This is a genomic window from Acidovorax sp. sif1233, assembly GCF_019218755.1.
In the GTDB taxonomy this organism is placed as follows: Bacteria; Pseudomonadota; Gammaproteobacteria; order Burkholderiales; family Burkholderiaceae_C; genus Acidovorax.
On record NZ_JAHUWZ010000001.1, the window covers coordinates 984,123 to 1,010,569 of the forward strand.

A 26,447-nucleotide genomic window follows, 5' to 3' on the forward strand; every position below is an offset into this window, starting at 1 on the left:
GTTTTGCCGTCAACGGTTTTTCTGGTGGTCATGGGCGTGGCGGGCTGCGGCAAGTCGAGCCTGGGCTCGGCCCTGGCGCAAGCCGAGGGCCTGCCGCTGATCGAGGGAGACGACCACCACAGCCCGGCGAGCCGTGAAAAGATGCGCCAGGGCATCGCGCTGACCGATGCAGACCGCGAGGGGTGGCTCGCCACGCTCGGGCAGCTGCTGCAGGCGCAGCCCCATGGCGCGGTCCTGACGTGCTCCGCGCTCAAGAAGTCCTACCGGGACCGCCTGCGCGACGCCTGCCCGGGGCTGCGGTTCGTTTTCCTGGAGATCGACCGTGCCAGCGCGGGCCAGCGCGTGGCCGACCGTGCCGGGACCCATTTCTTTTCCAGCGCGCTGGTGGACAGCCAGTTCGCCACGCTCGAGTCGCCCGTGGGCGAGGCGGGCGTGCTGCGGCTGGATGCACTGGCCGCCCTGGCCGTTCTTCAACAGCAGGCCTCGGCCTGGATCGCCGCCACGGAGGCCGCATGACCACCCCGGAAGACTCCACCCCCGTGCGGCCCAGCCGGTACGTCGCCGCCTCCCAGGTGCTCATGGCCGCCTGCCTGGCCGTGATGGCCGTGGCCGTGTTCGTGAATGTGGTGCTGCGCTACGGCTTTGGCAGTGGCGTCGTGGCGAGCGAAGAACTCTCGCGCCTGCTTTTCGTGTGGATGGTTTTCATTGGCGCCGCGGCGGCCTACCCCGCCGGCGAGCACATGGCCTTCACCAGCCTGGCGGGCCTGCTCGCCAAGCGTCCCCTGGCATTTGGCGCGCTCACGGCGTTGATCCGGCTGCTGGTGATCGCGGCCTGCGCGATGCTGGCCTGGGGCGCCTGGCACCAGGTGATCGTCGGCATGGACAGCCATTCCGTGGTGCTGGGCTACCCGGCGGCCCTGTTGCCGCTGCCCGCCTTTCTGTGCGCTGTCGCCATCGGCGTCATGGCGCTGATCGAATTGATTCAACGCAAGCCGCTGGACCTGGGTCACGGCGCCGAGGTGGAGTAACCGATGATGTCCCTGGGACCCGAAGCGCAGGCTTTTATTGTTTTCTCCGTGGGCATGCTGGTGCTCATGGGCACGGGCATGAACATGGGCCTGGCCCTCGTGCTCACGGGCGCGGGCATGGCATGGGTGCTCGACTTCTGGGATGCGCAGCTGCTGGCCCAGAACCTGGTGGCGGGGGTGGACAGCTTTCCGCTGCTGGCCGTGCCGTTCTTCATCCTGGCTGGCGAACTGATGAACTCAGGCGGCATCAGCCGCCGCATCATCGACATGGCGCAGGCCTGGGTCGGGCACATCCGGGGCGGCCTGGGCTACGTGGCCATCGGCGCGGCGGTGCTCATGGCCAGCATGAGCGGCTCCGCGCTGGCCGATACGGCCGCGCTGGCCACCATCCTCTTGCCCATGATGCGCCAGCAGGGCTACCCGATGAACACGTCGGCCGGGCTGATCGCCTCGGGCGGCATCATCGCGCCCATCATCCCACCCTCCATGCCGTTCGTGATCTACGGCGTGACGACCAACACCTCCATCTCTGCGCTGTTCGTCTCCGGCATCGTGCCGGGCCTGATGATGGGCGCGGGCCTCATCTTCGCCTGGCGCTGGGTGCTGCGCGGCATGGACCTGCCGCAGGGCGAACCCTTGCCCGTCAAGGACCGCCTGCGCGCCACGGTGCGTGCCTTCTGGGCCATGCTGATGCCCCTGATCATCATCGGCGGCATGAAGTCGGGCGTCTTCACGCCCACCGAGGCCGCCGTGGTGGCCGCGTTCTACGCGCTGGTGGTGGCGTTGTTCGTCCACCGCGAAATGAAGATCGCGGAAATCTACGGCGTGCTGGTGCGTGCGGCCAAGACCACCTCCATCGTGATGTTCCTCTGCGCGGGCGCCCAGGTGGCCAGCTACATGATCACGCTGGCCGACCTGCCCAATGTGCTGACCAGCTGGCTGGGTCCGCTGGTGGAGAACCCCCGCCTCCTGATGGCGGTGATGATGATCGTGCTGGTGCTGATCGGCACGGCGCTCGACCTCACGCCCACCATCCTGATCTTCGCGCCCGTGATGCTGCCCATCGCCGTGAAGGCGGGCATCGACCCGGTGTATTTCGGCCTGATGTTCGTGCTCAACGGCGCGATCGGCCTCATCACGCCGCCGGTGGGCACGGTGCTCAACGTGGTGGCCGGGGTGGGGCGGATATCGATGCACAGCGTGATCAAGGGCGTGAACCCGTTCCTCTTCACCTACGTGCTGATCCTGGCCCTGTTGGTCGCCTTTCCACAGATCGTCACCGCCCCCGTGGTGTGGCTGCGCTGACCGCCCGTTTCCTCCTCTCTTTTTTCCTTTCCCCCCCGCTAATGGAGACAACCATGAAAACTTTCCGCCGCACCCTTCTGGCCGCCTTGTCGGTGGCCGCCCTTGCCTGCTCGTTCCAGGCCGCCGCGCAGGACTTCAAGCCGCGCATCATCCGGTTTGGCTACGGCCTCAACGAAGTGTCCAACCAGGGGCGTGCCACCAAGCTGTTCGCCGAAGAGGTCGAAAAGGCCTCGGGCGGCAAGATGAAGGTGCGCGCCATCGGCGCCGCCGCCCTGGGCTCGGACGTGCAGATGCAGCAGGCGCTGGTCGGCGGTGCGCAGGAGATGATGGTGGGCTCCACCGCCACGCTGGTGGGCATCACCAAGGAAATGGCGATCTGGGACACCCCCTTCCTGTTCAACAACGCGAAGGAGGCCGACGTGGTGCTGGACGGCCCCGTGGGCCAGAAGGTGATGGACAAGCTGCAGGAAAAGGGCCTCGTGGGCCTCGTGTACTGGGAGAACGGCTTTCGCAACCTGACCAACAGCAAGCGCCCTGTCACCAAGCTGGAGGACATGAATGGCATCAAGCTGCGCGTGATGCAGAACAACGTGTTCCTCGACAGCTTCAAGACCCTGGGAGCCAATGCCGTTCCACTGCCGTTCTCGGAACTGTTCACCGCCCTCGAGACCAACACCGTGGACGGCCAGGAGAACCCCTACAACACCATCCTGTCGAGCAAGTTCTACGAGGTGCAGAAGTACCTCACGGTGACCAACCACGTCTACAGCCCCTGGATCGTGCTGGTCAGCAAGAAGTACTGGGACGGCCTCAACAAGGCCGAGCAGAAGGTGCTGCTCGATGCCGCGAGGAAGAGCCGCGACTTCGAGCGCCAGGATACGCGCGCCGAGGCCGACAAGGCGCTGGCCGACCTCAAGGCCAAGGGCATGCAGGTCAACGAACTGTCGCCCGCAGAAGCCAGCCGCATGCGCGAGAAACTGGGGGCGGTCAATACCAGCATTGCCGCCAACGTGGGCGAGGCGCTGTGGAAGGACGTGCAGGGCGCCGTGGCGCAGGCGCGTGGGAGCAAATAAGCCTGGGTGAGACGCGGCTGCCGCAACGCCATTGCGGCTCCCAAAGACAAAAGGCCGAGGCCCCGAAAGGGGCCTCGGCCTTTTTGCATTTGCAACTGCCTGCCCGCACCGCCTTGCGGCGCGGGCAGGACGGATTACAGGGAGCCGATTTCGCCGGACGAGATCTTGCCAGTGCGCAGGGCGTCTGCAGCTTGGGCATTCACCGCGTTGCGGTCAGCGGTGGAGGTGTAGACCAAGGCACGCGAACCGACGGGGATGGCACCGCTGGTTTGGGGCACTGCCGAGGCTTCGGCTTGCACTTCGGCACGGGTGCGGTTCGTTTCGAACTTCGTGGCGAATTGCGAAGCATCGACTTCGTCGGCCTGTGCACCGAAAGAAGCGAAAGCGGCCACGGCGGCGATGGAGAGGAAGCGTGCGGTCTTATTCATGGTGAAACTCCGGTGAAATTCAAAAAAATGAGGGCGATGTACTTGGAAATACGCAGCAGGAGAGGGCCTGGATTCAGCGAATCAAACGCTGATCAACCACGCTCGCCCGAAGGGATCTGGCCGGTGCGCACGGCATCGGCGGCCTGGGCACGCACGGCGGCGCGGTCGGCGGTGGATTGATACGTCACCACACGCGAACCTGCGGGCTCGATGGAGCGGGTCTGGGCCACGGTGGCGGCTTCGGCGGCCACTTCGGCGCGGGTGCGGTTCGTCTCGAACTTCGTGGCGAACTGCGAGGCATCGGCCTCGTCGGCCTGGGCACCGAACGAAGCGAAAGCAGCCACGGCGGCGATGGAGAGGAAGCGGGCGGTCTTGTTCATGATGAAATCCTTCAGGAAGAAAAAAGCGTCTCAAAAAAGCCGGGACAAAAACCATTTCTGAACCGGGTTCGGTGAGTCGCCTTGCGGGTTCGGCTCATCGATGGGATGAACTGTACGCCGCGGTGGTACAAAGAAAAACTATTTGGTCGCAAACTAACTGTTCCAGTTTTGGAAACAATCCAGACGCCTGTCTTTCTGCCTGCGGCCCGAGGGCCGGTAGCCAGTCGCAAGCGATCGTGGTGGCAGGAGAGGTGGGCGGTGAATCCTTTCGAAAGCGCGTTGGACATGGGCTGTATCGTGCCGGGCGGCGCGGCATGCGTCGTCTCAGCGCGGTTTCGGTTCTTTTCGGTTTGTTTCGGGTTCTCCCGAATGCAACAAGTTCGAAACATGTGCATCGAGTCCGTGGGGAACGCGCCAAAGGTGTGGTGAATGGCACTTGCGCGGGTTGCATCGGCAAGGCTTATGGGCTGAAATCACTCTGTACCTGTTTCAGCCATCACGAGGGAGGTTCCAATGACCGTAGTCGCCAAGATTCTTCAATCCAAACCCGATGCCACCGTGCATACCATCGGGCCCGCCACTTCGGTGTTCGATGCGCTCAAGCTCATGGCGGACAAGGGCATCGGTGCGTTGATCGTGACCGAAGGCGCCGACATCGTGGGCATCTTCACCGAGCGGGACTACGCGCGAAAAATCGCGCTCATGGGGCGCACGTCCTCGGTCACCCAGGTGCGGGACGTGATGACGACCGCCGTGCTGTTCGTGCGGCCCGACCACACCAGCGAGCAGTGCATGCAGCTGATGACCGGCAACCGGCTGCGCCACCTGCCCGTGGTGGACGACAGCAGCAAGCTCGTGGGCATGATTTCCATCGGTGACCTGGTCAAGGACATCATTTCCGAGCAGAAATTCATCATCGAGCAGCTGGAGCAGTACATCACCGGGGCGCGCTGACGGCAGGAGATGCCCGGCAGCCCAGGCGCGTGGGCGAGAAAACCGGTTGGCCGGCAGCCTGGATCGGCCGAGAAGCCGCTGCTAGCCGGCGACGAGAATCGGCTCGCAAGCCTCACCGGCTTGCTGGCGCTCGAACATGATCCGGTAGGCCGTTTCGAGGTCGCGTGTGAAGCGTTGACCATCAAACAGCGGCGAGTTGGTGCGCAGCCTTTGAAGCTTGGCACGAACGGCCGCCAAGGTCTCGGGTTGGCTGGCAAGTTCAATGGCACGGGCTTCGTAGTCCTGCGGGGTGTGGGTAATCAATTCGGGCAAACCCACTGCGGTGAGCAGGCTGGCGGCCACTCGTCCCGCGAAGGCCTGGCCCGCGAGCGTGAGCACGGGTAGCCCGGCCCAGAGCGCGTCGCTGGCAGTGGTGTGGGCGTTGTAGGGCAGGGTGTCGATGAAAAGATCTGCCGCCCGATGGCGCGCAAGATGGTCGTCCAGCGGCATCCGCTGTGCAAAGACCAGGCGAGCGCCACCCACGCCGCGCTTTTCGGCCTCCTTGACGAGATTCTCGGCGGCGGCCTCGTTGTCCTTGAACAGCCACAAAACGCTGCCAGGTACCGCCTTCAGGATGCGCATCCAGCAGTCAAAGGTGTCCGGAAGAATTTTGTAGTTGTTGTTGAAGCAGCAGAAAACGAATCCGCTGTCTGGCAGGCCCAGTTCCGCGCGTGTGAACTGGCGGTCGGAGATGGGGCGGCGGCTGTCGTTGACCTGGTAGCTGTACGGCATCCAGACTGCTTTTTCGGTGAAGAATCCCTGGTGCTCCGGGGGGATGACGACTTCGTCTGCAATGACATAGTCCATGTAATCGGCACCGGTGGTGCCGGGGTAGCCGAGATAGCTCACCTGAACGGGTGCGCAGCGGTTGGCAAAAATGCCCATGCGCCCATCCCGGGTGAATCCTTTCAAGTCGACCGCGATGTCGATTCCCAGGCCCCGAGCCATGGCGGCGATCTCCTGATCTGTGCGCCCATCGACCTCGTGAAAATGGTCCACACTCTGCTCGATACGGCGGCGGATGCCATCCATCACCTGGGGGCCAAGCGAAAACGCATGAATCTCGAACTGTTCCTTGGCGTGGCTTTCGAACAGTTCGGCCATCAGGTAGGTGGTGGCATGTGTGAAGTAGTCTGCAGAGAAGTACCCCACTCGGATGCGTCCGGGCCGCCGTGCAGGGAAGCTGTGCTGTGCAGCTTTGTCCAGCCGATGCAATTTCAGATATGCACGCGCCAGCTGGAGGTGAAGGAGTGGGTCGTCCACTATCGCAAGGAAGGGAAAGGGGCTGCTTCTTTGCAGCGCACCCTTGCTCCGCAATTCCTCCAGGTAAGAATCGAATCCTGTCCAGTCGCAGATATGCATGCGCACGGGTTGCGCGACGGCTGGATCGGCGTGGCAATGCGCAAGGCTGTCAATGGCGGCGGTGAATCGCTTGAGGTCGATTTCCGATGCCGCCTTGTGAAAGTGGGCAGCCTCCAGCGCGGGGTCGATTTCCAGGGCCTTTTGGTAGTTGGCGATCGCGTCATCGTGCCTTCCCATTCCTGCCAGAGCCCGTCCGCCGATGACGTAGGCGCTGGCTTGCTGCGGATTGATGGAAAGGGCATTTTCCACTTGCGCAATGGCCTGTTCGTGGAGGTGCAGGTCCAGAAGGCAGCCTGCATGGTCCAGCACCACCTGCGCATTGCCAGGCTGCAGTTCGGCGGCACGCCGCAGCAAAGGTTCTGCTTCTAAAAGCAGGCCCTGCGCAGCGAGCGCGCGGGCTTTGGTCAAACACGCCTCTGCATACTGAGGGTGAATCGCCAGCGCCCGGTCGGCTGCAGCGATGGCCGCATCAAGCTGAGCTGTTTCTATGAGGGCGCACGCCAGGTTGTTGAGGGCCTTGAGGTTTTCAGGGGCTGCCGCCAGCACGTGCTCGAAAGCGGCAATCGCTTCCTCGGACCTTTTCAGTTCCAGCAGGGCAATCCCCTGGTTGACCCGTAGCTCGGGGTGGTCGTGCCCCGCTTCGATAAGTTGGCTAGCGCTGGACAGGGCTTCTTCGTGAAAACCTGCCTTGATGAGGATGCCCACGCGGTTCATTTGTGCGGCGGGCATTTCTGGCTGCAGATCTAGAGCCTGATTGATGCGCTCTAGGGCCTCCTGGGGCTTGCCGCCCCCGGCCAGTGCCAGAGCCAGATTCACGTGAGCACCCGCATCCTGTGGCAACAACCGCACTGCCTGCCCAATCAGCCGTTGCGCGTCTGCAAATGCGCCGCTGCCCAGCGCCACCACGCCCAGCATGTGCAATGCACCAGGATGATGGGGACTCCTGGCCAGAATCTGCTGGTAGAGGTTGGCAGCGCCCTGCAGTTGTCCACTGCGATGCAGGGTCAGGGCCTGTTGGAAGGCTTGGTCAATCTGGAAGGCGGCGCTTGCGGTGGGCTGGTGGGGCCTGAAAAAAGGGGGAGATGTCATGTGGAAAGTCGCCATGGATGCGGGATGCCAGGCCCGTCTTCCACAAGAAGCGAATGCGGCCTGCGGATGGGGCCGCATTGTGCCGTATTGGCCCAAGCCAAGGCCGCTTCCCGATGCCCGCCGGGGAAAAGCCCCGGAGGCTCTGGCCGTCAGGCCGCCTTCTCCACATGCGCCTGCCGCGTGTACAGAAAGTCGATCACCGCCTTGCGGCACTGCACGTAGCGCGGGTCCTCGGCCAGCTCCACGCGGCGGCGGGGGCGGGGCAGGTCGACGGCCAGCACCTCGCCAATGGTGGCGGCGGGGCCGTTGGTCATCATCACGATCTTGTCGGACAGCTGCACGGCCTCGTCCACGTCGTGGGTGACCATGACCACGGTGCTCTGTGTGCGCGCCACGATCTCCAGCAGCTCGTCCTGCAGCTTGGCGCGGGTCAGGGCATCGAGCGCGCCGAAGGGCTCGTCCATCAACAGCACCTGGGGTTCCATGCCCAGCGCACGGGCGATGCCTACGCGCTGCTTCATGCCGCCCGAGATCTCGCCGGGGCGCTTTTGCCCGGCGTGCGTGAGGCCCACCAGCGCCAGCGCCGCATCGGTGCGGGCCCTGAGCTGGGCCTTCGTTTCCTTGCCGCCAAACACGCGTTCCACGGCGAGGTAGATGTTGTCAAAGCAGGTGAGCCAGGGCAGCAGCGAGTGGTTCTGGAACACCACGGCGCGCTCCGGCCCCGGGCCCCTGATCTCCTTGTTGGCGCACAGCAGTGCGCCGTTGGTGGGCGTGGTCAGCCCCGCGATCAGGTTCAGCAGCGTGGACTTGCCGCAGCCCGAGTGGCCGATCAGCGCGACGAACTCGCCCTTGGCGATGGTGAGGTTGATGTCGCGCAGCGCCGGGAACAGGCCCTTGGCGGTCTTGAAGGTCTGCTCCACGCCATGGACTTCGATGAACTTGGTGGTGAGAGAGGTGTGCATGAGGAACTCCGGGTTGTTTCGAGGACCGCCGCGGCACCGGCTTGGCCGGGCCACTGGGGGGCACCTGAGGGGATGACGCGCCGCAGGCGCGGCTCAGGGGTGGGTCAGGTTTTGACCTCTTCGAAGGTGAACGCAGTGGCCAGCTTGATGAGCGCGAACTCCAGCACCAGCCCGACGATGCCGATCACGAAGATCGCGATGATGATGTTCTTGACGTTGAGGTTGTTCCACTCGTCCCACACCCAGAAGCCGATGCCCACGCCGCCGGTCAGCATCTCGGCGGCCACGATCACGAGCCACGCGGTGCCCACGGCCAGGCGCACGCCGGTCAGCATGTAGGGCAGCACGGCGGGGAACAGGATCTTGGTGGCGATCTTCCACTCCGACAGGTTGAGCACGCGGGCCACGTTCATGTAGTCCTGCGGCACACGCTGCACGCCCACGGCGGTGTTGATGATCATGGGCCAGATGGAGCAGATGAAGATCGTCCAGATGGCGGCCGGGTTGGCACCCTTGAACACCAGGAGGCCGATCGGCAGCCAGGCCAATGGAGACACCGGGCGCAGCAGGCTGATGAGCGGGTTGAACATGCGCGACAGGAAGTTGAAGCGCCCGATCACGAAGCCCGCCGGAATGCCCACCAGCGCCGCCATGCCAAAGCCCACGGCCACGCGTTCGAGCGACATCAGCACGTTCCAGCCCACGCCCTGGTCGTTGGGACCGTTGCGGTAGAACGGGTTGCTGAAGATTTCCTGCGCCTGCTTCCAGGTTTCCACCGGGCCGGGAATGCTGTTGCCCGTGGTGGCTGACACCACGGCCCACAGACCCACCAGCAAGCCCAGGCCACACAGCGGCGGAAGCACCGCCATCCAGAAGCCGCGCGACAGCGCCGCCCAGTCGCGACCGGCGGGGGCTGCAGGTGCCGTGGGCGCAGGGCTTGCCGCCATAGCCGTTTTTGACTGTTTTTGGCTTCTAGCGCTTGCGGACGAAGCGCTGCTAGCTACATTATTCATAGCGTTCTGTGCAACCACGGGGGCTGCATCCAGCGGGGAGTGAAAGACGGCACTGACCATGGTGTTCTCCTGTGCAGGGTGGACGGGGCAGGGCGCTTACGCCTTGATCTTGAAGCTGTCGGCGTACTTGGCGGGGTCCTTGCCGTCCCACACCACGCCGTCCATGAACTTGCTCGTACGCATTTCGCTCTTGGGCAGCGGTGTCTTGGAAGCGGTGGCCGCCTGCTTGTAGACGTCGATGCGGTTCACGGCCTTGGCCACGTTCAGGTAGTCGGGGTGGTCCTTGACCAGGCCCCAGCGCTTGTGCTGCGTGAGGAACCACATGCCGTCCGTGAGGTAGGGGAAGTTCACCGTGCCCTCGTTGAAGAACTTCATGTGGTTGGGGTCGTCCCAGGTCTTGCCCATGCCGTCCTGGTAGCGGCCCAGGATGCGCTGGTTGATGGCATCGACGCCCGTGTTCACGTAGGCCTTGCCGGCAATGGTCTCGGCCATCTTGTTCTTGTTGGCCAGGCCTTCGTCGATCCACTTGCTGGCCTCCAGGATGGCGGCCGTCACGGCACGGGCCGTGTTGGGGTACTTCTGCACGAATTCGGACGTGGTGCCCAGCACCTTCTCGGGGTGGTCCTTCCAGATGTCCTGCGTGGTCGTGGCCGTCACGCCGATGCCGTCCATGATGGCGCGGTGGTTCCAGGGCTCGCCCACGCAGAAGCCGTCCATGTTGCCCACGCGCATGTTGGCCACCATCTGTGGCGGGGGCACGGTGATGACCTTGGCATCCTTCATCGGGTTGATGCCGTTGGCCGCCAGCCAGTAGTACAGCCACATGGCGTGCGTGCCGGTGGGGAAGGTCTGCGCGAAGGTGTACTCGCGCTTCTCGCTGGCCATCAGCTTGGCCAGGCCCGCGCCATTGACGGCGCCCTTGTCGGCGAGCTTCTTGGACAGCGTGATGGCCTGCCCGTTGTGGTTCAGGTTCATCAGCACGGCCATGTCCTTCTTGGGCCCGGCCAGGCCCAGGTGCACGCCGTAGACCAGGCCGTACAGCACGTGGGCGAAGTCGAGTTCGCCGTTGACCAGCTTGTCGCGCACACCGGCCCAGGAGGCTTCCTTGGTGGGGATGATGGTCACGCCGTACTTCTTGTCGATGCCGAGCACCGAGGCCATCACCACGCTGGCGCAGTCGGTCAGCGGGATGAAGCCGATCTTGACTTCCTTCTTCTCCGGCGCGTCCGAGCCCTGGGCGTGCACCAGCGCACGCAGCGCGGGGCTGACGCCGACGGCGCCCACGGTGGCGGCCTGCAGCACGGTGCGGCGGTTGAGGCTGGTTTTGAGCAGATCGGTCATGGGGCACTTCCTCATAGCGTTGAAAACAAAAAAGGCGTCCTCCCGAGCAGCCTGCATACATGCAGCACCGGTCGGTGAGGGACGCCTCTGTCCATGGCGATACCCGATGAAGGGCTCGCCCAGCACCGGCCCGCCTTTGGGCCCGTGCTGTGTGGGGGTGAGACCGCCATTGGTCTCGCAGGGGTTAATGCAAGTGGCGTGCCAGGCCTTGCCGCACGGGCTCCGCATCAGTTCGGCGCATGGTTTGCTATTGAATTAATAGCTGCTTGCGCAAATGGATCAAGCGCTGGGGGCCTTTTTGACCTGCAAACGCGCGGAGGTTGTGCGCGCGGTGAATGCCGCACTGCCTTTGTGCGGCGCACCATCCGGGAGAAGCCGGTGGACCTGGGCGTGGCCCAGGCCGGGGATGCCGGGCAGCGATTCGAGAGGAGGGGCCAAGGGCCGCGGCTCCAAGACTGCCTGCGCAGTCTGGACGGTCCCCGAGAGCGGGCGGCCTCTGGCGGCTGCACCGATGCGCGCAGCGCCTCAGGAGGATGTCACCTGCTTACCCGAGCAGGTCCATCACGTCGAGCATGCGCTGGGCCACATCCACGAGCTTGAGGCCCTTGTCCATGGCGGTCTTGCGCAGTTTCTCGTACGCGGCCTGCTCGGTCAGGCCCTGGCGCTGCATGAGCAGGCCCTTGGCGCGGTCGATGGTCTTGCGGTCCTTGAGCTCGGTCTTGGCATCGGCGAGCTCGGCGCGCAGCGCCTGCTCGTGCTGGAAGCGCGCCATCGCCACGTCCAGGATGGGGCGGATGCGCTGGGGCGCGAGGCCGGCCACGATGTAGGCCGACACGCCCGCGGCCACCGCGTCCTTGACGTGCGAGGTGTCCTCGTCGTTGGTGAACATCACGATGGGGCGGCGTTCGTCGCGCGTGGCCACCACCACGTGTTCCAGCGCGTCGCGGGCCTCGCTCTCGGCGTCCACGATGATCAGGTCGGGCTGCAGCTGGGCGATCCGCTCGCTCAGGAACACATCCGCGGGCAGCGTGGCGATCAGGTTGAAATTGTTCTCCAGCAGCCCGATGCGCAGCGCCCGCGAACGCTCCGCCTGCAGCACGGCGTGTTCGTCGTCGGGGTCGGCAATGGCCAGGTCCGGGGCCACCACCACGATGCGCAGAGACTCGTTCATACCCCGGAGCATAAGCAATTTTTACGCCACAAATTGGTGCGCCGAAGCGGTGCGCCCCGGGCGGGCGCCCGGTCCCGGCAAGGGCCTTGTCTTGCAGGGTCTGAAACTTGCTAATAGTTTGCCGATTGGCAGGGCATACCCGATAGCGCCTTTCCTCCGTCGTCGCATATACATCTGGTCACATTGACATATTGATGAGGATTCCGCATGAACAAGCATATTGACCGGCGCCGTTTCGCCGCCGGGCTGGCCTTGACCACCGCCGCGTCCATGGCGCTGCTGCTCCTGTCCGGGTGCGGCAAGGTGCCCGACACCATCAAGATCGGCGTGGCGCAGCCCTTGAGCGGCCCCCTGGGCGCCCTCGGGCAGGACTTGCTCAATGGCGTGAACCTGGCCGTGGCCGAACTGAACAAGGGCGGCTACACCGTGGACGGCAAGCGGGTAACGCTGGAGGTGGTGGCGGTGGACGACAAGGCCGACGCGGCCACCGGCAAGACGGTGGCCCAGCAGCTGGTGGATGCCGGCGTGGTGGCCGTCATCGGGCACCTGAACTCGGGCGTGAGCATCGAGACCGCGCCCATCTACGCGGCCAAGGACATCGCGCAGATCGCCATCTCCACCAACCCCAAGTTCACGCAGCTGGGTTTTTCCACCACCTTCCGCATGGTGGGCAACGACACGCTGCAGGCGCGCGCCATCGGCTCGTTTGCCGCCACCCAGCTGGGCGCCGCGCGCTATGCCGCGCTGGACGATGGCACGCCCTACGGCAAGGGCCTGGCCGACGGGGCCGCCGCGCAGCTCAAGGCCGAGAAGAAAGAGGTGGTGGTGCGCAAGTCGTTCGACGACAAGACCACGGCATTCGACGAACTGGCCGGCGAACTCAAGGCCGCGAAGGTGGAGGTGATCGTCTCCACCCTCAATGACTTCCAGGCGCTGGCGCTGCTGGAAGCACTGCGCAAGGTGGGGCACACCAAGGTGAGCCTGCTGGGCGGCGACACCATCAAGACCACCGACATGACCAAGGGGGCCGGCATCGTCGAGGGCGTCTATGCCACCTCGCCCGTGCTGGAAGCCAAGGAGTTTTCCACGGGCAAGCCCTTCCTGGAAAAGTACATCGATGCCTACAAGAAGCCGCCCGCGTACGGCGGGCACTACAGCTACGACAGCATGTACGTGCTCTCGGCGGCCATCCAGAAGGCCAAGTCCGCGGACCCCAAGGACATCACCAAGGCCATGCACGGCATCAACGGCTACGCGCCCGTGATCGGCACGATGACCTGGGATGACAAGGGCGAGCAGCGCTACGGCGCGGTGGGCGTGTACGAACTGCGCAGCGGCAGCTGGGAGCTGCGCATGCGCTCGGACCGCTGGTAGGCGCGGCCTGCGACCCTGGGGATGCACGACCCCTGCCGGCCACCGCCGGCAGGGGTTTTTGCATCAGGCCCCCCGCGAGCCCGGGTTTTACACTCGGGGCATGAGTCTGTTGATCCTCGGAATTGAATCCTCGTGCGACGAGACCGGCGTGGCGCTGGTGCGCTCCACGGGCGATGCCGTTCCCACCCTGCTGTCCCACGCCCTGCACAGCCAGATCGAGATGCACCAGGCCTATGGTGGCGTGGTGCCCGAGCTGGCCAGCCGCGACCACATCCGCCGCGTGCTGCCGCTGACCACGCAAGTGTTGACGGAGTCCGGCCAGACGCTGGCGGACGTGGACGTGGTTGCTTACACGCGCGGCCCGGGCCTGGCGGGTGCCCTGCTGGTGGGGGCCGGCGTGGCCTGCGCGCTGGGCGCGGCGCTGGACAAGCCGGTGCTGGGCGTGCACCACCTGGAGGGGCACCTGCTCTCGCCCTTCCTGAGCGCGGACCCGCCCGAGTTCCCCTTCGTGGCCCTGCTGGTCTCCGGCGGCCACACCCAGCTCATGCGGGTGGACGGCGTGGGCCGCTACGAGATCCTGGGCGAGACCATCGACGACGCGGCGGGCGAGGCCTTCGACAAGTCGGCCAAGCTCATGGGCCTGGGCTACCCGGGAGGGCCGGCGCTGTCACGCCTGGCCGAGCAGGGCGATCCGGCGGCCTTCAAGCTGCCGCGCCCGCTGCTGCACAGCGGCAATCTCGACTTCTCCTTTGCCGGGCTCAAGACCGCCGTGCTGACCCAGGCCAAGAAACTGGGCGACGGGCTCGAAGCGCGCAAGGCCGACCTGGCGGCCAGCACCGAGGCCGCCATCGTCGAGGTGCTGGTGAAAAAGACGCTGGCGGCGCTCAAGCAGACCGGACTCAAGCGCGTGGTGGTGGCCGGTGGTGTGGGCGCCAACCGGCATCTGCGGGCGCAGCTCAATGCCGCCTGCGCGGCGGCCAGGGTGCGGGTGCACTACCCCGAATTGCACCTGTGCACCGACAACGGGGCCATGATCGCCATGGCGGCGGCAATGCGGCTGCAGGCGGGGCAGCAGGAGGCGAACACCGACTATGCGTTTGATGTGAAGCCGCGGTGGCCGCTGGATTCCATCGTGCCAGTCGGCTGAAATGGGCTGGTCATTCCAGCCCCGTCGACAAAACTATCCTGCAGAACCGCGCTGTTGCCTGCGCAGTCCCATCCAACCCAGGATGGCAGCCAGTGCAGCCAGTGCCCACGGGTTGTTGACCGGGATGCTGGTGGGATCAGAGCCCAGTGCCGGAGCCAGCGGATCGCGGATACGCCCTGCGGCAATGTCTGAATCACCTATGCCGTTGTCAGTGATGCTGTACGTCACTGTGCGGCGGTCCGGGCTGAGCACTGCCTCGGTCCATAAGAACCAGGTGGAGGTCTGTGCTCCTGCCGCAGCCGGTCCGAACTTCCAGAACTGCACGCCTTCAGGCAACGGAGTCGGGTACGTGATGGAGATGGTGACGCTGCCGGTGCAGCCGGTGGCGAGGAACTCGAACGCGCCATGAGGCAAGGTGCGGTTGGCGGGGGCCGTAGAAGGCACCGTGAATGCGGAGCTGGAATCCAGCGTACAGCTTGCGCCTCCGCCAGCGAGGGTGACTGAGCCGGTGCCTGACATGCCAGGTACCGTGCCGGTCACCGTCGAAAGTGTTGGTGTGACCACATTGCTGATGCCTGCGGCGGAAGGCCCCTTGTTGTTGGTAGCCACGACGCGGAAGCTGTACGCCGATCCGTTGGTGAGGCCAGAGACCGTGCAGCCGAGCGCACCCGAGGTCGTACACGTTTTGCTGCCGTCTTGCACCGCTGTGACCGTGTAGCCGGAGATGGCGCTGCCGCCATCGTGGGATGGTACTTGCCAGTTCACGGTCGCTTGCCCGTTGCCAGCCGTGACGCTGACGTTCTGGGGCGCACCAGGCACGTTGGCCTCGACCTGGATGGAGTAGGACTGCGAACCCGAACAGCCGCTGGCGTCCGCGACTGTCACTGTGAAGTTGAAGGTTCCAGTGGCCGTTGGCGTGCCGGAGATGGTGCCACTACCACCCAGCGTCAACCCGGGGGGCAAAGCACCAGCAGTCACCGCATAGCTTGGCGCTCCCAGTGCACCCGTCTGTGAAAGGGGGGTGCTATAGGCCTGACCCCAGACAGCCGGGGCCAGCGCGCCCCCCGGTGTCATCGTGAATGCCGGGCACACATAGGGTGTGTACACCGTGTTGTCGATACCGATGTAGTCGGAATTCGTTCCGAGAGCACCGGCCGAGGTGACGAAATAGCGAAACGCCATGCGTCCAGAGGTGGGGGCTGGAAGTCCCGAGATAGTGATGGTGTATTGCGTCCAAGTCTGGGGATAGCCGCCGGCCACCAGCGTTGGGTTGACGCTGAGCAGCAGCGCCGTGAAGTCCCCCACGGCGGTGGCGCCTGATCCCACATTTGTGCTTGCGCCATTGGTGCTCAGCCGGACTTCCAGCCGATCGGGATAGTCGGTCCCCGTGGGTTTTCTTGTGAAGAAGGTCAGCACATCCCCATTGCGCAGCGTCCGGTTTGGCATCGCGAGCCAGTTGCTGATGGTGCCGGTGCTGCCGGTGTTGTTGTAGTTGGCGCCAATGTATGCATTGGCTGCGCCGCTATACGCGTTGAAGGGGCCGGGGGTTGGCGTCGCTGTGGTTGCTGTCCCCTGGAACCAGCTGGTTGAGCCGGCCGGGGTGCTGTTGTTCTGCATGAACCATCCATTGCCCGTGAGCAACGTGATGTTGTCAAAATCCTCTGTGAATGCCTGGGCCCAGGCCTGGCTGGAAAAACCAACCACAAAGAGAATCATTGTGGCAATACGAAAACAAATCCTGCTCATGTCTGGCTGTCCGCTGTAGTGATTGACAACGCTGATGCGTGTCCGCTCCCGTGGGAGGCACATTTGCGGCGGTTCGTTTGTCGCGCCATTCATGCTGGACAGCACATTGCGCGAATCTAGTGTGCTGTCACCGCTCAAGCCACATGTTCACGAAATCGGATTTTCACACTCGGTACCGCACTGCAAGTCCTCGATACCGCTGCGGTGGTCACTGAGGGGGGCGCCTGCTTTTTTGAGAATGAAGCCATCGACTTCGTTGCATGCAGCTATTTCCGGGCCGGCGCACTAGCCGATGAATGCTGAAACAATCGCTAACAACCTTATGGGGTGGGCTACCAGCTGTCAAGAAAAAAAGCGCAGGCATCGGCGATGCCCGCGGGGTTGTGCGACGGGCGCTGATTTCTGTGCACCTTTCCCAGAAACCTTTGAATACGCCTCTCAAGCTCGGACGCAGGGGGGTGAATGGCGGCTTGACCGACATTGACCAGGCGCGCGGCATTCAGGTGGACGCTCATGCCCGTCCACCGTACATGGGAGCCGTTTCAACGCCCTCAAAATGGATAGTGCCTCGGGGTTGTCTGCACCGTGATCCAGCGCAGCTCCGTGAACTCCCGCACCCCCGCCATCCCCCCAAACCGCCCGTACCCCGAACTCTTCACCCCACCGAACGGCATCTGCCCCTCGTCATGCACCGTCGGCCCGTTGATGTGACAGATCCCCGACTCGATGCGCGCCGCGACGTTCCACGCCTTGGCCACATCGCGGCTGAACACGGCGGATGACAGGCCGAACTCGTTGTCGTTGGCGCAGGCAATGGCTTCTTCCACACCATTCACGCGCACCACGGGCTTGACGGGACCGAACGACTCCTCGCGGTAGATGTCCATCTCGGCCGTCACGTGGTCGAGCACGGTGGCCTGCATCAGCGTGCTATCGCTCTTGCCGCCGCACACCAGCGTGGCGCCCTTGGCCAGCGCGTCGTCGATGAGCGCGTTGCAGCGGTGCACCGTGGCCATGTCCACCACCGAGCCGAGCACCACCGGGCCCTTGCGCGGGTCGCCCAGGGGCAGGGCCTTGGCGCGCGCGCCGAGCTTGGCCACGAACTCGTCGGCCACGGCGTTGTCCACGATGATGCGCTCGGTGGACATGCAGATCTGGCCCGAGTTGGCGAACGAGCCGAACACGGTGCCGGCCACGGCGGCATCGACGTCCGCATCGTCCAGCACCAGCAAGGGTGCCTTGCCACCCAGCTCCAGCACCACGGGCTTGAGGTACTTGGCACACGTCTGCGCGATGATGCGGCCGACCTTGGTCGAGCCCGTGAAGTTCACGCGGCGCACGGCCGGGTGGGCCACGATGGCCTCGACCACGGCACCGGCGTCTGCGGGTGCATTGGTCACGAAGTTCACCACGCCTGGCGGCAGGCCGGCCTCCTGAAGCGCCTCGATGATCAGGCCGTGCGTGGCCGGGCTCAGCTCCGAGCCCTTCAAGATGACCGTGTTGCCGCAGGCCAGCGGCGTGGCAATGGCGCGCACCCCCAGGATGATGGGCGCGTTCCACGGCGCGATGCCCAGCACCACGCCCGCGGCCTGGCGCACGCCCATGGCCAGGCTGCCGGGCACGTCCGACGGAATCACCTCGCCGGCGATCTGCGTGGTGAGGGCCGCAGCCTCCTGCAGCAGTCCTGCCGCTAGGTGCACGTTGAAGCCGGCCCACAGACCCGATGCGCCGGTTTCTGCGGCCATGGCGGCAGCAAAGGCATCGCCCTTGGCTTCGAGTGCGTGCGCCGCCTTGAGCAGCAGCGCGCGGCGCGCGTTGGGCCCCAGGGCCGACCAGGCCGGGAAGGCCTGGGCGGCGGCGTCGGCGGCGGCCTTGGCATCGGCCACGGTGGCCGCTGGGGCCGTGGTGGCCGCGGAGCCGCCCAGCGGGTTGCGGCGCTCGAAAGTCGCGCCGCCGGTGGCTTGCACGCGCTCGCCGTTGATCAGCATGGAAATGGCAATCATGGAATGTCTCCTGGATGAATAGGAAGGAAAAGTCGGATGGGGATGGGGTGCGGGACGTTCAGGCAACGCCCAGGTAGGCTTGGCGCACGGCGTCGGACTGCAGCAGCGTGGCGGCATCGCCCGAGGCCACGATGCGCCCGCGCTCCAGCACATAGCCGCGCTGGGCCACCTGCAGCGCCTTGCGCACGTTCTGCTCCACCATGAGCACGGTGACGCCCTGTGCCGCGATGCGCTGCACGATGGCCAGCAGTTCGTCCACCATGCGCGGTGCCAGCCCCAGCGAGGGCTCGTCCAGCATCAACAGGCGCGGGCCGCTCATCATGGCGCGGGCCACGGCCACCATCTGCTGCTCGCCACCGCTCATGGTGCCGGCCAGTTGCTGGGCACGCTCCTTGAGGCGCGGAAAGTCCTCGAAGGCCTGGGCCAGGCGCTCGGCGCGCACGCGCGAGGGCACCAGCCAGCCGCCGAGTTCCAGGTTCTCGGTCACCGTCATCTGCGGGAACAGCTGGCGGCCCTCGGCCACCAGGGCCAGACCGCGCTGCACGCAGGCGGTCGCATTGAGGGCCGGCACGGCCTGGCCGTCGAGCTGCACCGTGCCCTGGCGCGGCAGCAGGCCGGCCAGGGCCTTGAGCAACGTGGTCTTGCCGGCACCGTTCGGGCCGACGATCACCGTGATGCCGGGCTGGGCCTCAAGCGACAGGTCCGGCAGCACCTGGAAGCCGTTGTAGCCCGTGACCAGCCCTTGTACCGTGAGGTGTGCGCCGCTCATGCCGTGGCTCCTTCGGGCGTTGCCTGTGTGCCCATCTCATCGCCCAGGTAGGCCTCGATCACCTCCGGGTTGCGCACCACCTCGGCGGGCGTGCCATCGGCGATCTTGCGGCCCTGGTGCAGCACCAGCACGCGCTCCACGTACTTGAGCAGCGTGGTCACCGCATGCTCGATCCACACCACCGTGAGGCCCCAGTCGTCGCGCAGGCGGCGGATGCGCTGGGCCATGGCGTCGACCTCGGCCTCGGTCAGGCCGGCGGCCACCTCGTCGAGCAGCAAGAGGCGCGGGCGCGTGCCCAGGGCCATGCCGATCTCCAGCAGGCGCTGCTGCGAGGGCGTCACGTCGGCAGCGGGCCGGTCGGCCAGGGCTGACAGGCCCAACATGGCCAGGATCTCGTCCTCATTGCGCAGGCCCACAGGCCCCTGGCGGTGGCGGCCCGCGAACTGCATGCCGAAGCGCACGTTGTCGCGCACCGTCATGTCCGGGAACACGCGCGGCGTCTGGAAGGTGCGCGCGATGCCGTGGGCCGCATAGTGGTGGGGGCCCTTGCCCGTGAGGTTGTCGGCCCCGCAGTGCAGCGTGCCCGAGGTCGGTGGCTGCACGCCCGAGATGGCGTTGAAGAACGTGGTCTTGCCCGCGCCGTTGGGGCCGATGATGCCGATGAGCTCGCCGGCATGCAGCGTGGCACTCACGCCGTCCACGGCGGTCAGCCCGCCAAAGCGCACGGTCACGCTGTCGATGGTCAGCAGGGCTTCAGACATGGCCGGCCTCCGTGGCAGGCGTGGCCGCCCGCTTGCGCTGCCACAGCGTGGCCAGCCCGTTGGGCAGGTACATCACGCACAGGATCAGCAGCAGCCCCAGCACCATCATGTAACCGTAGGGCAGCTGCAGGCGCAGCGTCTCGGCCAGCAGGCTGAACACGATGGCCGCGAGCACCGGGCCGCCGATGCTGGCCGCGCCACCGATCAGCGCGATCAGCACCGTCTGGAAGCCGATGAAGGGGCTGAATACTGCCGCCGGCTCGATGTAGGTCCAGCGCACGGCCATGGCCGCGCCCACAGCGCCTGCGAAGGCCGCGGTGATGCCGAAGCCCGCGATCTTGGCCAGGCGCGTGTCCACGCCCAGCGTCTGCGCGCGCTGCTCGTCGGCGCCGATGCCCGAGAGCGCCAGGCCGAAGCGGCTGCGCTGGATGGCGATGGCCGTGGCAATGGCCGCCGCCGCGATCAGCAGCACCGTGAGGTACACCGTCTCGTTGCTGGGCACCACCGTGAGCACACGGCCCACCGTGCCCGAGACCTGCTTTTCGACAAAGGTCACCGCATGGCGGATCAGCTCCGTCATGCCGAAGGTCAGCACCGCAAAGTAGGTGCCGCGCAGGTGCAGCACCGCCGCACCCATGACCACGGCCACCACGGCGGCGATCAGCGCGCCGGCCACGATCACCAACGGCCAGGGCAGCACTTCCAGCAATGTGGCGCTGGCATAGGCCCCGATGCCGAAGAAGGCCGATGTGGCCAGCGAGAGGTAGCGCGTGGCGCCGCAGAACAGCGACCAGCTGGTGGCCAGCGCGATGTACATCAGGCAGCTGAGCAGCACCGAGGCCACGAACTCGGACACCAGCCAGGGCAGGGTGCCGACCACGGCCGTGCCCGCGGCCAGCGCGAGCCAGGGCCTTGAGGATGAATTATTCATGGAGTTGTTGGTTGTGCTTTGTTTCGCCATGGGCGATGGGATACGGCGCGATCAAGGCCAGTGCCACCGTGGAACTGGCTTTGCCAGGCCAGGGGTGGCGTCCCCCTCCCGAAGGAGAGGGGGAAGACGCGAAGCGGCTCAGGGGGTGTCATTTCTTGAACAGTCCGTTGGGGCGCCAGATCAGCACGCCGATGAACACCGCATAGCTCAGCAGCATCTTGAGAGACGGGCTGCTGAAGTGCATGCCCAGGGCCTCGACCACACCCAGCAGCAGGCCGCCGGCCAGGCTGCCCGCCAGGCTGCCGAAGCCGCCCAGCGTGATCACGATCAGCGCCGTCACGGTATAGGGCTCGCCCATCGAGGGAGAGATCTCGTAGGTCATCGACAGCAGGGCCCCCGCCACGCCCGACAGGCCCAGGCCAATGCCGAACATCATGGGGTGCAGGCGCCGGGTGTTGATGCCCACCAGCTGCGCCCCCGTGGGCGACTGCATCAGCGCCCGCACGGCCTTGCCCAGCAAGGTGAGCTTGAGCAGCGCGATCAGCGCGGCCGACAGCGCCAGCGCCACGCCGAACAGCACCAGCTTGTTTTCGGTGAAGCGCATGCCCGCCACTTGCACCGGGTCGGCCAGGTACTCGTAGCCACGCAGGTCGCCACCCCAGATCAAGAGGGCGGTGTTCTGCACCAGGAACATCAGGCCGAAGCCCACCATCAGGCTGCGCGCCTCGAACACGTCCACGTTCGGCGCGCGCGCCGCCAGGCGCTTGAAGCACAGCGCATGCACCGCCACCCCCAGCACGAACAGCGCGATGAAGGCGATGGGCATCAGCAGCAACGGCGACCAGCCCCAGGCGGTGTGCGCCCACCAGGTGATGAAGGCACCGAGCATCAGGAACTCGCCATGCGAGATGTTCATGATGCGCATCAGCCCGTATTGCAGGTTCAGGCCCATGGCCACCAGCGCATAGATGCCGCCGGTAATGAGGCCACTGGCGACCAGTTCGGCCCAGGAGGTCAGGGACATTCCGTGTTACTTCCAGGCAGGCTTGTTGGTGTTCAATTGCGCCGTGGCGCGGTCCTTGGGCCAGACCACCTCGAAGTCGCTGCCCTGCCATTGGCTCACGGTGCCGGGGATGGAGGCGTTCTCGCTGCCCGCAAAGCGGATGCCGCCCAGAATGGTCTTGAACTCGTTCTTGGCGATGTGCTCGCGCAGCGCCTTGCGGTCCAGGCCCACCTTCTCCACGGCCTGCTGCAGGATTTCGAGGCCTGCCCAGGCATGGCCGCTGGCCCAGCGGTCGGGCTCCTTGTTGAACTTCTTCACATGCGCGTCGAAATACGCCTTGGCCTCGGGGCTGGTCTTCACGCTCCACGATCCCATGCCGATCACGCCTTCGGTGTTGGCCTGCATCACGTTCTTGTACAGCTGGAAGGCGGTGCCCACCGAGGCGTAGAAGAACTTGGGGTTCAGCCCCACCTCGCGCGCCTGGCGGCTGGCCAAGATGGTGTCGGGCGGGTAGGTGATGCCGATGAAGGCATCGGGGTTCAGGTCCTTGATGCCGCGCAGCACGGGCGCCAGGTCCTTCACGCCCAGCGGGTAGCTCTTGCGTTCCACCACCTGGATGCTGGTCTTCTTGAGCGCGTTGTTCAGCGCCGCGAAGTTCTCCAGGCCAAACAGGTCGTCCATGTAGACGATGGCCACCGACTTGACGCCGTTGGCCACCAGCATGTCCACCAGCGCGCCCATCATCTTGTCGGGCTGCTGCAGCAGGGAGAAGAAGTAGGGCAGATTCATGTCGATCAGCTTGCGCGACAGCGCCGTGGGCGCCAGCAGCGGGTAGCCGAAGCGGTTGGCCAGCGGTGCGATGGCGAAGTTGGCGCCCGATCCCCAGGGCGGCAGGATCAGGTCCACCTTGTCGCTGCCCATGAGCTTCTCGAAGGTGCGCACGCAGGTCTCGGTCTCGCTGCGGTCGTCGTAGCCGATGAGCTCGATGGGGCGCTTGGCGCCCTTGATGCTCAGGCCGCCCGCCGCATTGACCTGCTCGGCCCACAGCAGGTAGTTGGGCTCCTGGCTGACCTGGGCGCCTGCGGCCCAGGGGCCCGTGCGGGCAATCGCGTAGCCGATGCGCACGGGGGCGCTGCCACTGCCTTGGGCCAGCAGCTGCGGCGCCACGGCCAGCGCGCCCACGGTGGCGGCGGCCCCCTTGATCCATTGGCGCTTGGAGGGTTGGGATGGTGAATGCGTTGTCATTGTGTGTCTCCTCGGATGGGAGGCCCGCGCAGTGCAGGCCGTACCCGGATCGTAGGAAGACGCCGCCCGGTACGCTGGGCTGAGCGTGCACAAAAGCTTTGTCCCAGCGTGCACGGCGCAGGGGGTTTACCCGGATTTCCGTGCCCGCCGCAGGAATAGCGGCGCGGCCGATAATCCCGCTGAGACAGGCGGCACCGTCTGCATGACGACTGGAGACACCCATGGCCCACCCTCTGACCGAGGTATCGACCGACACCGTGCCACCGCGCGACCGCCTGCACCTCTGGGGCGATGCGGTGTGGCGCCTCATTGGCGGGCTGGAGTCCGATGCCTTCGGCGACGAGGCCTTCGCGGGCCACATCACGTCGGGCCACGCGGGCTACGTCAACCTGTGCCAGCTCGACGTGAGCCGCCACCGCGTGGTGCGCACCCCCAGCCTCATCCGCAGCAGCGACCGGGCCTACATCAAGGTGGTGGCGCAGCTCGAAGGGCGCGCCTGCTTCGAGCAGAACGGCCGCCAGGTGTGGCTGTCGCCCGGCGAGTGGAGCGTGTACGACACCACGCGCGCCTACGCCGTGAGCAATCCCGAGGCCGTGCGCCAGATGGTGCTGATGATCCCGAAGGAACAACTGCCCGAGCGCAAGCTCAAGCTCGACGACCTGATGGTGCAGCGGTTTTCAGGCACCACGGGCGTGTCGCGCCTGGCGTGGGACACCATGCGCGCGGCGTTCACCGAGCTGCCCAGCATGTCCGACGCCGCTGCCGACGGCGTGGCCGACGTGATCACGCACCTGGTGCAGCTGTCGCTGCTGGAGCGCAACGGCCAGCACAGCGCCGTGTCGCAGCGCGAGGCCCTGCGGGACCGTATCGGCCAGTACATCGACCGCCACCTCGCAGACCCGGACCTCACCATCGACCGTATTGCGCAGGCGCTCAACTGCAGCAAGCGGCACCTGTACAACGCGGTGGCGGACGAGGAGAACACGCTGGCCACCATGATCCAGCACCGGCGGCTGGAGGCGTGCCTGCAAGACCTGCGCAGCAGCGCGCAGGCGCAGCGGTCGGTGACTGACATTGCGCTGTCCTGGGGTTTCTCCAACAGCGCCCATTTCAGCCGTGTGTTCCGCGCACATGTGGGCTGCAGCCCCAGCGAATACCGCACGCGGGCCCGGGTTCCGGCATTGCCACACTGAGCGCGCTCTCCGGCCGCTGCGCAGGCCTGTCGGCAGGTCGCTTCATAAGAAAAAGCGCCCCTGCCGCTTGCGGCAGGGGCGCTTTCAGCTACTGAATCAATAGCATTCGTGCTGGCAACAGGCGGCCCGCCCTGTGCGGGCGGGCGGGTAACTGTGCAGGCGCTGCCGTTTACTGAATGCTCAGCGATGTGGCCCGGCTCACGGGCTCCAGGCGGGCCAGCGTCAGCGTCAGCACGCCGTTTTCCAGCTTGGCGGAGCTGTTGGCCACGTCGATATCAGTGGCCAGCTCCCAGGCGCGCTGCACCTGACGGGGCGCGCCCTCCACGCTTTGCAGGCGCACCTGGTTGCCTTCGATGCTGATGGACAGCTGCTCGCGGGCCAGGCCCGGTACATCCAGCTGCAAGGTGGTGGTCTTTTCGTCCTGCGTCACGGCGCAGCCGGCAGAGGCCGGGGCTGCGGGTGCGGCCAGTGCGCCCATCAGGAAACGCTGCAGCGCCAGGTCGGCGGAACGGGGGGACTGGGCATAAGCGGCACGGCGGATCACGGGGGCGAAGATCATGGGTAACTCCTATAAACTGCGCGGCTCTCGACGTGGTCGCCGCATGCCAAGGAGTTGTGTACGGCCGGGTTGCTTTTCAAGGGAAAAATGGCATGAATAAATTGCGCTCCGTGGGCTTGAAAACAGGCGCAGCGGCATTACGTCAACCGGTTTTGGCGCTGGCCGCGGCGCTGGTCTGCGCTGTGGCCCCCCTTTCCGCCAGCCATGCCCAGACCGCGCCCGGCACCACGGCCGCGGCCCCGGCCAAACCGGTGAAGGTGGCGCTCATCGAAAGCCTCTCGGGCGCGTTCGCCAACACCGGCGAGGCCGTGTACCGCAACGTCTACTGGGCCATGGAGCGCGTCAACGCACGCGGCGGCGTGCAGCTGCCCGCCAGCAGCGGCGGCCCCCGCCCGCTGGCGCTGGAGCGCTACGACAGCAAGGGCCAGAACGAGGAGGCCTTGTCGGCACTGCGCGCGGCCATCGACGACGGCGCGCAGGTCATCCTGCAGGGCAATTCGTCGGCCACGGCGGCGGTGCTGATCGAAGCCATCAACAAGCACAACGAGCGCGAGCCGAACAAGCGCGTGATCTTCCTGAACTACTCGGCGGTGGACCCCATCCTCACCAACGAGAAATGCAGCTTCTGGCACTTTCGCTTCGACGCCCATGCCGACATGCGCATGGCCGCGCTCATGGAAGTGATGCGCGAAGACAAGGGCATCAAGAGCGTGTACCTCATCGGCCAGGACTACAGCTTCGGCCAGGCCGTGCTGCGCGAGGCGAAAAAGCAGCTGGCCGCCCAGCGCCCCGATGTGACGGTGGTGGGCGACGAGCTGCACCCCATCGGCCGCGTGAAGGACTTCGCGCCCTATGCCGTGAAGATCAAGACCAGCGGCGCGCAGGCCGTGGTCACCGGCAACTGGGGCAACGACCTCACGCTGCTGGTGAAGGCCGCGCGCGAAGTGGGCTACGAAGGCAGCTTCTACACCTTCTACGGCAATGCGCTGGGTGCGCCCGCCGCCATCGGCGACGCGGGCATCGGCAAGGTGGTGGCCGTGGCCGACTGGCTGCCCAACGTGCCGGGCGCGCAGAGCGAGGCGTTCTACCAGTCGTTCCGCACGCGCTTTCCCAAGCCGCAGGACGACTACGTGCACATGCGCATGCAGCTCATGGTCGAGGCGCTGGCCCAGTCCATCGAACGCGCGGGCAGCACCGACGCCGTGGCCGTGGCGCGGCAGATGGAGAGCGCCAACGTGCAGCTGTCGGGCCAGGGCGGCAGCATGCGCGCGGCGGACCACCAGTTCCAGCAGGCGCTGGTGGTGGGCGTGATGGACAAGAAGGGCGCACCGGGCGTGAAGTTCGATGTGGAAGGCTCGGGCTACGGCTTTCGCGTGGTGCGGCAGATCCCTGCCGCCAAGGCGCAGCAGCCCCACAGCTGCACCATGACAAGGTTCTAAACCCCCCTGAGTCGCCTTCGGCGCCTTCCCCCGCAGGGGGACGCCACCCGTGGCCTGGCAAAGCCAGTTCCACGGTGGCTCTGACGGGGCGCATGCTCATGCACGGAGCGCGCGCCAGAGGGGAGCGCAGAG

Annotated in this window: 25 protein-coding genes; 9 read left to right on the forward strand and 16 right to left on the reverse strand. The window is 65.8% G+C overall.

The window, feature by feature from the left end; all coding sequences use genetic code 11:
- Positions 1-30 precede the first annotated feature (30 nt).
- The 4 genes from KW843_RS04425 to KW843_RS04440 are packed head-to-tail and all read left to right on the forward strand — an operon-like array spanning position 31 to position 3,406.
- Positions 31-516: a gluconokinase gene (locus tag KW843_RS04425; RefSeq protein WP_218294444.1), complete on the forward strand. Its 486-nt coding sequence runs from the start codon at positions 31-33 to the stop codon at positions 514-516.
- Positions 513-1,028 carry a TRAP transporter small permease subunit gene (locus KW843_RS04430; protein WP_218293873.1) on the forward strand — a complete coding sequence of 172 codons (516 nt, stop codon included), beginning with the start codon at positions 513-515 and terminating at the stop codon, positions 1,026-1,028. Before KW843_RS04425 ends, KW843_RS04430 begins: the two co-directional genes overlap by 4 nt.
- Positions 1,029-1,034: 6 nt before the next feature.
- Positions 1,035-2,333 carry a TRAP transporter large permease gene (locus KW843_RS04435; protein ID WP_218293874.1) on the forward strand — a complete coding sequence of 433 codons (1,299 nt, stop codon included), beginning with the start codon at positions 1,035-1,037 and terminating at the stop codon, positions 2,331-2,333.
- Between the two features lie 53 nt (positions 2,334-2,386).
- Positions 2,387-3,406: a TRAP transporter substrate-binding protein gene (locus KW843_RS04440; protein ID WP_218293875.1), complete on the forward strand. Its 1,020-nt coding sequence runs from the start codon at positions 2,387-2,389 to the stop codon at positions 3,404-3,406.
- Between the two features lie 134 nt (positions 3,407-3,540).
- Here KW843_RS04440 and KW843_RS04445 read toward each other — a convergent pair whose 3' ends face one another.
- A complete protein-coding gene (locus tag KW843_RS04445; RefSeq protein ID WP_218293876.1) occupies positions 3,541-3,834 on the reverse strand; it encodes a DUF4148 domain-containing protein in 294 nt (97 codons plus the stop codon).
- A 92-nt stretch (positions 3,835-3,926) separates the two neighbouring features.
- Entirely contained in the window at positions 3,927-4,214 is a 288-nt protein-coding gene (locus tag KW843_RS04450; protein WP_218293877.1) for a DUF4148 domain-containing protein, read from the reverse strand.
- A 513-nt stretch (positions 4,215-4,727) separates the two neighbouring features.
- Here KW843_RS04450 and KW843_RS04455 point away from each other — a divergent pair.
- Complete coding sequence (locus tag KW843_RS04455; RefSeq protein WP_218293878.1) at positions 4,728-5,168, forward strand: CBS domain-containing protein; 441 nt, start codon at positions 4,728-4,730, stop codon at positions 5,166-5,168.
- An 81-nt stretch (positions 5,169-5,249) separates the two neighbouring features.
- Here the strand turns inward: KW843_RS04455 and KW843_RS04460 are convergent, their stop codons facing one another.
- The 5 genes from KW843_RS04460 to KW843_RS04480 form a co-directional block, all read right to left on the reverse strand.
- A complete protein-coding gene (locus tag KW843_RS04460) occupies positions 5,250-7,658 on the reverse strand; it encodes a tetratricopeptide repeat protein (protein ID WP_218293879.1) in 2,409 nt (802 codons plus the stop codon).
- Positions 7,659-7,807: 149 nt separating this feature from the next.
- The gene (locus KW843_RS04465) at positions 7,808-8,620 is read right to left on the reverse strand and encodes an ABC transporter ATP-binding protein (protein ID WP_218293880.1); all 813 of its coding nucleotides are present in this window, start codon (positions 8,618-8,620) and stop codon (positions 7,808-7,810) included.
- Between the two features lie 104 nt (positions 8,621-8,724).
- Positions 8,725-9,693, reverse strand: a complete 969-nt coding sequence (gene ntrB / locus KW843_RS04470) for a nitrate ABC transporter permease (RefSeq protein WP_218293881.1) — start codon at positions 9,691-9,693, stop codon at positions 8,725-8,727.
- A 36-nt stretch (positions 9,694-9,729) separates the two neighbouring features.
- Positions 9,730-10,974 carry a CmpA/NrtA family ABC transporter substrate-binding protein gene (locus KW843_RS04475; RefSeq protein ID WP_218293882.1) on the reverse strand — a complete coding sequence of 415 codons (1,245 nt, stop codon included), beginning with the start codon at positions 10,972-10,974 and terminating at the stop codon, positions 9,730-9,732.
- A 544-nt stretch (positions 10,975-11,518) separates the two neighbouring features.
- Positions 11,519-12,145: an ANTAR domain-containing response regulator gene (locus KW843_RS04480; RefSeq protein WP_218293883.1), complete on the reverse strand. Its 627-nt coding sequence runs from the start codon at positions 12,143-12,145 to the stop codon at positions 11,519-11,521.
- Between the two features lie 207 nt (positions 12,146-12,352).
- Between KW843_RS04480 and KW843_RS04485 the strand changes: the two genes are divergently transcribed.
- Both KW843_RS04485 and tsaD read left to right on the forward strand, forming a co-directional pair.
- Positions 12,353-13,519 (forward strand): branched-chain amino acid ABC transporter substrate-binding protein, encoded by a 1,167-nt coding sequence (locus tag KW843_RS04485; RefSeq protein WP_218293884.1) that lies wholly within the window; start codon positions 12,353-12,355, stop codon positions 13,517-13,519.
- A gap of 100 nt (positions 13,520-13,619) precedes the next feature.
- The gene (tsaD, locus tag KW843_RS04490; RefSeq protein WP_218293885.1) at positions 13,620-14,666 is read left to right on the forward strand and encodes a tRNA (adenosine(37)-N6)-threonylcarbamoyltransferase complex transferase subunit TsaD; all 1,047 of its coding nucleotides are present in this window, start codon (positions 13,620-13,622) and stop codon (positions 14,664-14,666) included.
- A 33-nt stretch (positions 14,667-14,699) separates the two neighbouring features.
- On the opposite strand, the gene KW843_RS04495 is transcribed toward tsaD, so the two are convergent.
- The 8 genes from KW843_RS04495 to KW843_RS04530 form a co-directional block, all read right to left on the reverse strand.
- Entirely contained in the window at positions 14,700-16,412 is a 1,713-nt protein-coding gene (locus tag KW843_RS04495; RefSeq protein ID WP_218293886.1) for an IPTL-CTERM sorting domain-containing protein, read from the reverse strand.
- A gap of 332 nt (positions 16,413-16,744) precedes the next feature.
- Entirely contained in the window at positions 16,745-16,927 is a 183-nt protein-coding gene (locus KW843_RS04500; RefSeq protein ID WP_218293887.1) for a hypothetical protein, read from the reverse strand.
- A 36-nt stretch (positions 16,928-16,963) separates the two neighbouring features.
- A complete protein-coding gene (locus KW843_RS04505; RefSeq protein ID WP_218293888.1) occupies positions 16,964-18,415 on the reverse strand; it encodes an aldehyde dehydrogenase in 1,452 nt (483 codons plus the stop codon).
- Between the two features lie 58 nt (positions 18,416-18,473).
- A complete protein-coding gene (locus KW843_RS04510; RefSeq protein WP_218293889.1) occupies positions 18,474-19,184 on the reverse strand; it encodes an ABC transporter ATP-binding protein in 711 nt (236 codons plus the stop codon).
- A complete protein-coding gene (locus KW843_RS04515) occupies positions 19,181-19,945 on the reverse strand; it encodes an ABC transporter ATP-binding protein (protein WP_218293890.1) in 765 nt (254 codons plus the stop codon). Before KW843_RS04515 ends, KW843_RS04510 begins: the two co-directional genes overlap by 4 nt.
- Entirely contained in the window at positions 19,938-20,876 is a 939-nt protein-coding gene (locus KW843_RS04520; protein ID WP_218293891.1) for a branched-chain amino acid ABC transporter permease, read from the reverse strand. The genes KW843_RS04515 and KW843_RS04520 overlap by 8 nt, the downstream gene beginning before the upstream one ends.
- 148 nt (positions 20,877-21,024) lie before the next feature.
- Positions 21,025-21,900, reverse strand: coding sequence for a branched-chain amino acid ABC transporter permease (locus KW843_RS04525; protein WP_218293892.1), 876 nt, complete (start codon positions 21,898-21,900; stop codon positions 21,025-21,027).
- A gap of 6 nt (positions 21,901-21,906) precedes the next feature.
- Positions 21,907-23,124: an amino acid ABC transporter substrate-binding protein gene (locus tag KW843_RS04530; protein ID WP_218293893.1), complete on the reverse strand. Its 1,218-nt coding sequence runs from the start codon at positions 23,122-23,124 to the stop codon at positions 21,907-21,909.
- A gap of 221 nt (positions 23,125-23,345) precedes the next feature.
- Between KW843_RS04530 and KW843_RS04535 the strand changes: the two genes are divergently transcribed.
- Positions 23,346-24,317 (forward strand): helix-turn-helix domain-containing protein, encoded by a 972-nt coding sequence (locus tag KW843_RS04535; protein ID WP_218293894.1) that lies wholly within the window; start codon positions 23,346-23,348, stop codon positions 24,315-24,317.
- A 169-nt stretch (positions 24,318-24,486) separates the two neighbouring features.
- Here the strand turns inward: KW843_RS04535 and KW843_RS04540 are convergent, their stop codons facing one another.
- On the reverse strand, positions 24,487-24,876 hold the full coding sequence (locus KW843_RS04540; protein WP_218293895.1) for an Hsp20/alpha crystallin family protein: 390 nt from the start codon (positions 24,874-24,876) through the stop codon (positions 24,487-24,489).
- A gap of 92 nt (positions 24,877-24,968) precedes the next feature.
- Between KW843_RS04540 and KW843_RS04545 the strand changes: the two genes are divergently transcribed.
- Positions 24,969-26,315 carry a branched-chain amino acid ABC transporter substrate-binding protein gene (locus tag KW843_RS04545; RefSeq protein WP_218293896.1) on the forward strand — a complete coding sequence of 449 codons (1,347 nt, stop codon included), beginning with the start codon at positions 24,969-24,971 and terminating at the stop codon, positions 26,313-26,315.
- Positions 26,316-26,447: the final 132 nt, after the last annotated feature.

Bases quoted from the DNA above. Each gene is read 5' to 3' on its own strand.
- KW843_RS04440 (WP_218293875.1), top strand. From the start codon at position 2,387: ATGAAAACTTTCCGCCGCACCCTTCTGGCCGCCTTGTCGGTGGCCGCC.
- KW843_RS04480 (WP_218293883.1), bottom strand. From the start codon at position 12,145: ATGAACGAGTCTCTGCGCATCGTGGTGGTGGCCCCGGACCTGGCCATT.
- ntrB (WP_218293881.1), bottom strand. From the start codon at position 9,693: ATGGTCAGTGCCGTCTTTCACTCCCCGCTGGATGCAGCCCCCGTGGTT.
- tsaD (WP_218293885.1), top strand. From the start codon at position 13,620: ATGAGTCTGTTGATCCTCGGAATTGAATCCTCGTGCGACGAGACCGGC.
- KW843_RS04425 (WP_218294444.1), top strand. From the start codon at position 31: ATGGGCGTGGCGGGCTGCGGCAAGTCGAGCCTGGGCTCGGCCCTGGCG.
- KW843_RS04505 (WP_218293888.1), bottom strand. From the start codon at position 18,415: ATGATTGCCATTTCCATGCTGATCAACGGCGAGCGCGTGCAAGCCACC.
- KW843_RS04540 (WP_218293895.1), bottom strand. From the start codon at position 24,876: ATGATCTTCGCCCCCGTGATCCGCCGTGCCGCTTATGCCCAGTCCCCC.
- KW843_RS04510 (WP_218293889.1), bottom strand. From the start codon at position 19,184: ATGAGCGGCGCACACCTCACGGTACAAGGGCTGGTCACGGGCTACAAC.
- KW843_RS04460 (WP_218293879.1), bottom strand. From the start codon at position 7,658: ATGACATCTCCCCCTTTTTTCAGGCCCCACCAGCCCACCGCAAGCGCC.
- KW843_RS04535 (WP_218293894.1), top strand. From the start codon at position 23,346: ATGGCCCACCCTCTGACCGAGGTATCGACCGACACCGTGCCACCGCGC.
- KW843_RS04530 (WP_218293893.1), bottom strand. From the start codon at position 23,124: ATGACAACGCATTCACCATCCCAACCCTCCAAGCGCCAATGGATCAAG.
- KW843_RS04495 (WP_218293886.1), bottom strand. From the start codon at position 16,412: ATGAGCAGGATTTGTTTTCGTATTGCCACAATGATTCTCTTTGTGGTT.
- KW843_RS04520 (WP_218293891.1), bottom strand. From the start codon at position 20,876: ATGAATAATTCATCCTCAAGGCCCTGGCTCGCGCTGGCCGCGGGCACG.
- KW843_RS04435 (WP_218293874.1), top strand. From the start codon at position 1,035: ATGTCCCTGGGACCCGAAGCGCAGGCTTTTATTGTTTTCTCCGTGGGC.
- KW843_RS04475 (WP_218293882.1), bottom strand. From the start codon at position 10,974: ATGACCGATCTGCTCAAAACCAGCCTCAACCGCCGCACCGTGCTGCAG.
- KW843_RS04445 (WP_218293876.1), bottom strand. From the start codon at position 3,834: ATGAATAAGACCGCACGCTTCCTCTCCATCGCCGCCGTGGCCGCTTTC.
- KW843_RS04545 (WP_218293896.1), top strand. From the start codon at position 24,969: ATGAATAAATTGCGCTCCGTGGGCTTGAAAACAGGCGCAGCGGCATTA.
- KW843_RS04515 (WP_218293890.1), bottom strand. From the start codon at position 19,945: ATGTCTGAAGCCCTGCTGACCATCGACAGCGTGACCGTGCGCTTTGGC.
- KW843_RS04430 (WP_218293873.1), top strand. From the start codon at position 513: ATGACCACCCCGGAAGACTCCACCCCCGTGCGGCCCAGCCGGTACGTC.
- KW843_RS04485 (WP_218293884.1), top strand. From the start codon at position 12,353: ATGAACAAGCATATTGACCGGCGCCGTTTCGCCGCCGGGCTGGCCTTG.
- KW843_RS04450 (WP_218293877.1), bottom strand. From the start codon at position 4,214: ATGAACAAGACCGCCCGCTTCCTCTCCATCGCCGCCGTGGCTGCTTTC.
- KW843_RS04465 (WP_218293880.1), bottom strand. From the start codon at position 8,620: ATGCACACCTCTCTCACCACCAAGTTCATCGAAGTCCATGGCGTGGAG.
- KW843_RS04525 (WP_218293892.1), bottom strand. From the start codon at position 21,900: ATGTCCCTGACCTCCTGGGCCGAACTGGTCGCCAGTGGCCTCATTACC.
- KW843_RS04500 (WP_218293887.1), bottom strand. From the start codon at position 16,927: ATGAGCGTCCACCTGAATGCCGCGCGCCTGGTCAATGTCGGTCAAGCC.
- KW843_RS04455 (WP_218293878.1), top strand. From the start codon at position 4,728: ATGACCGTAGTCGCCAAGATTCTTCAATCCAAACCCGATGCCACCGTG.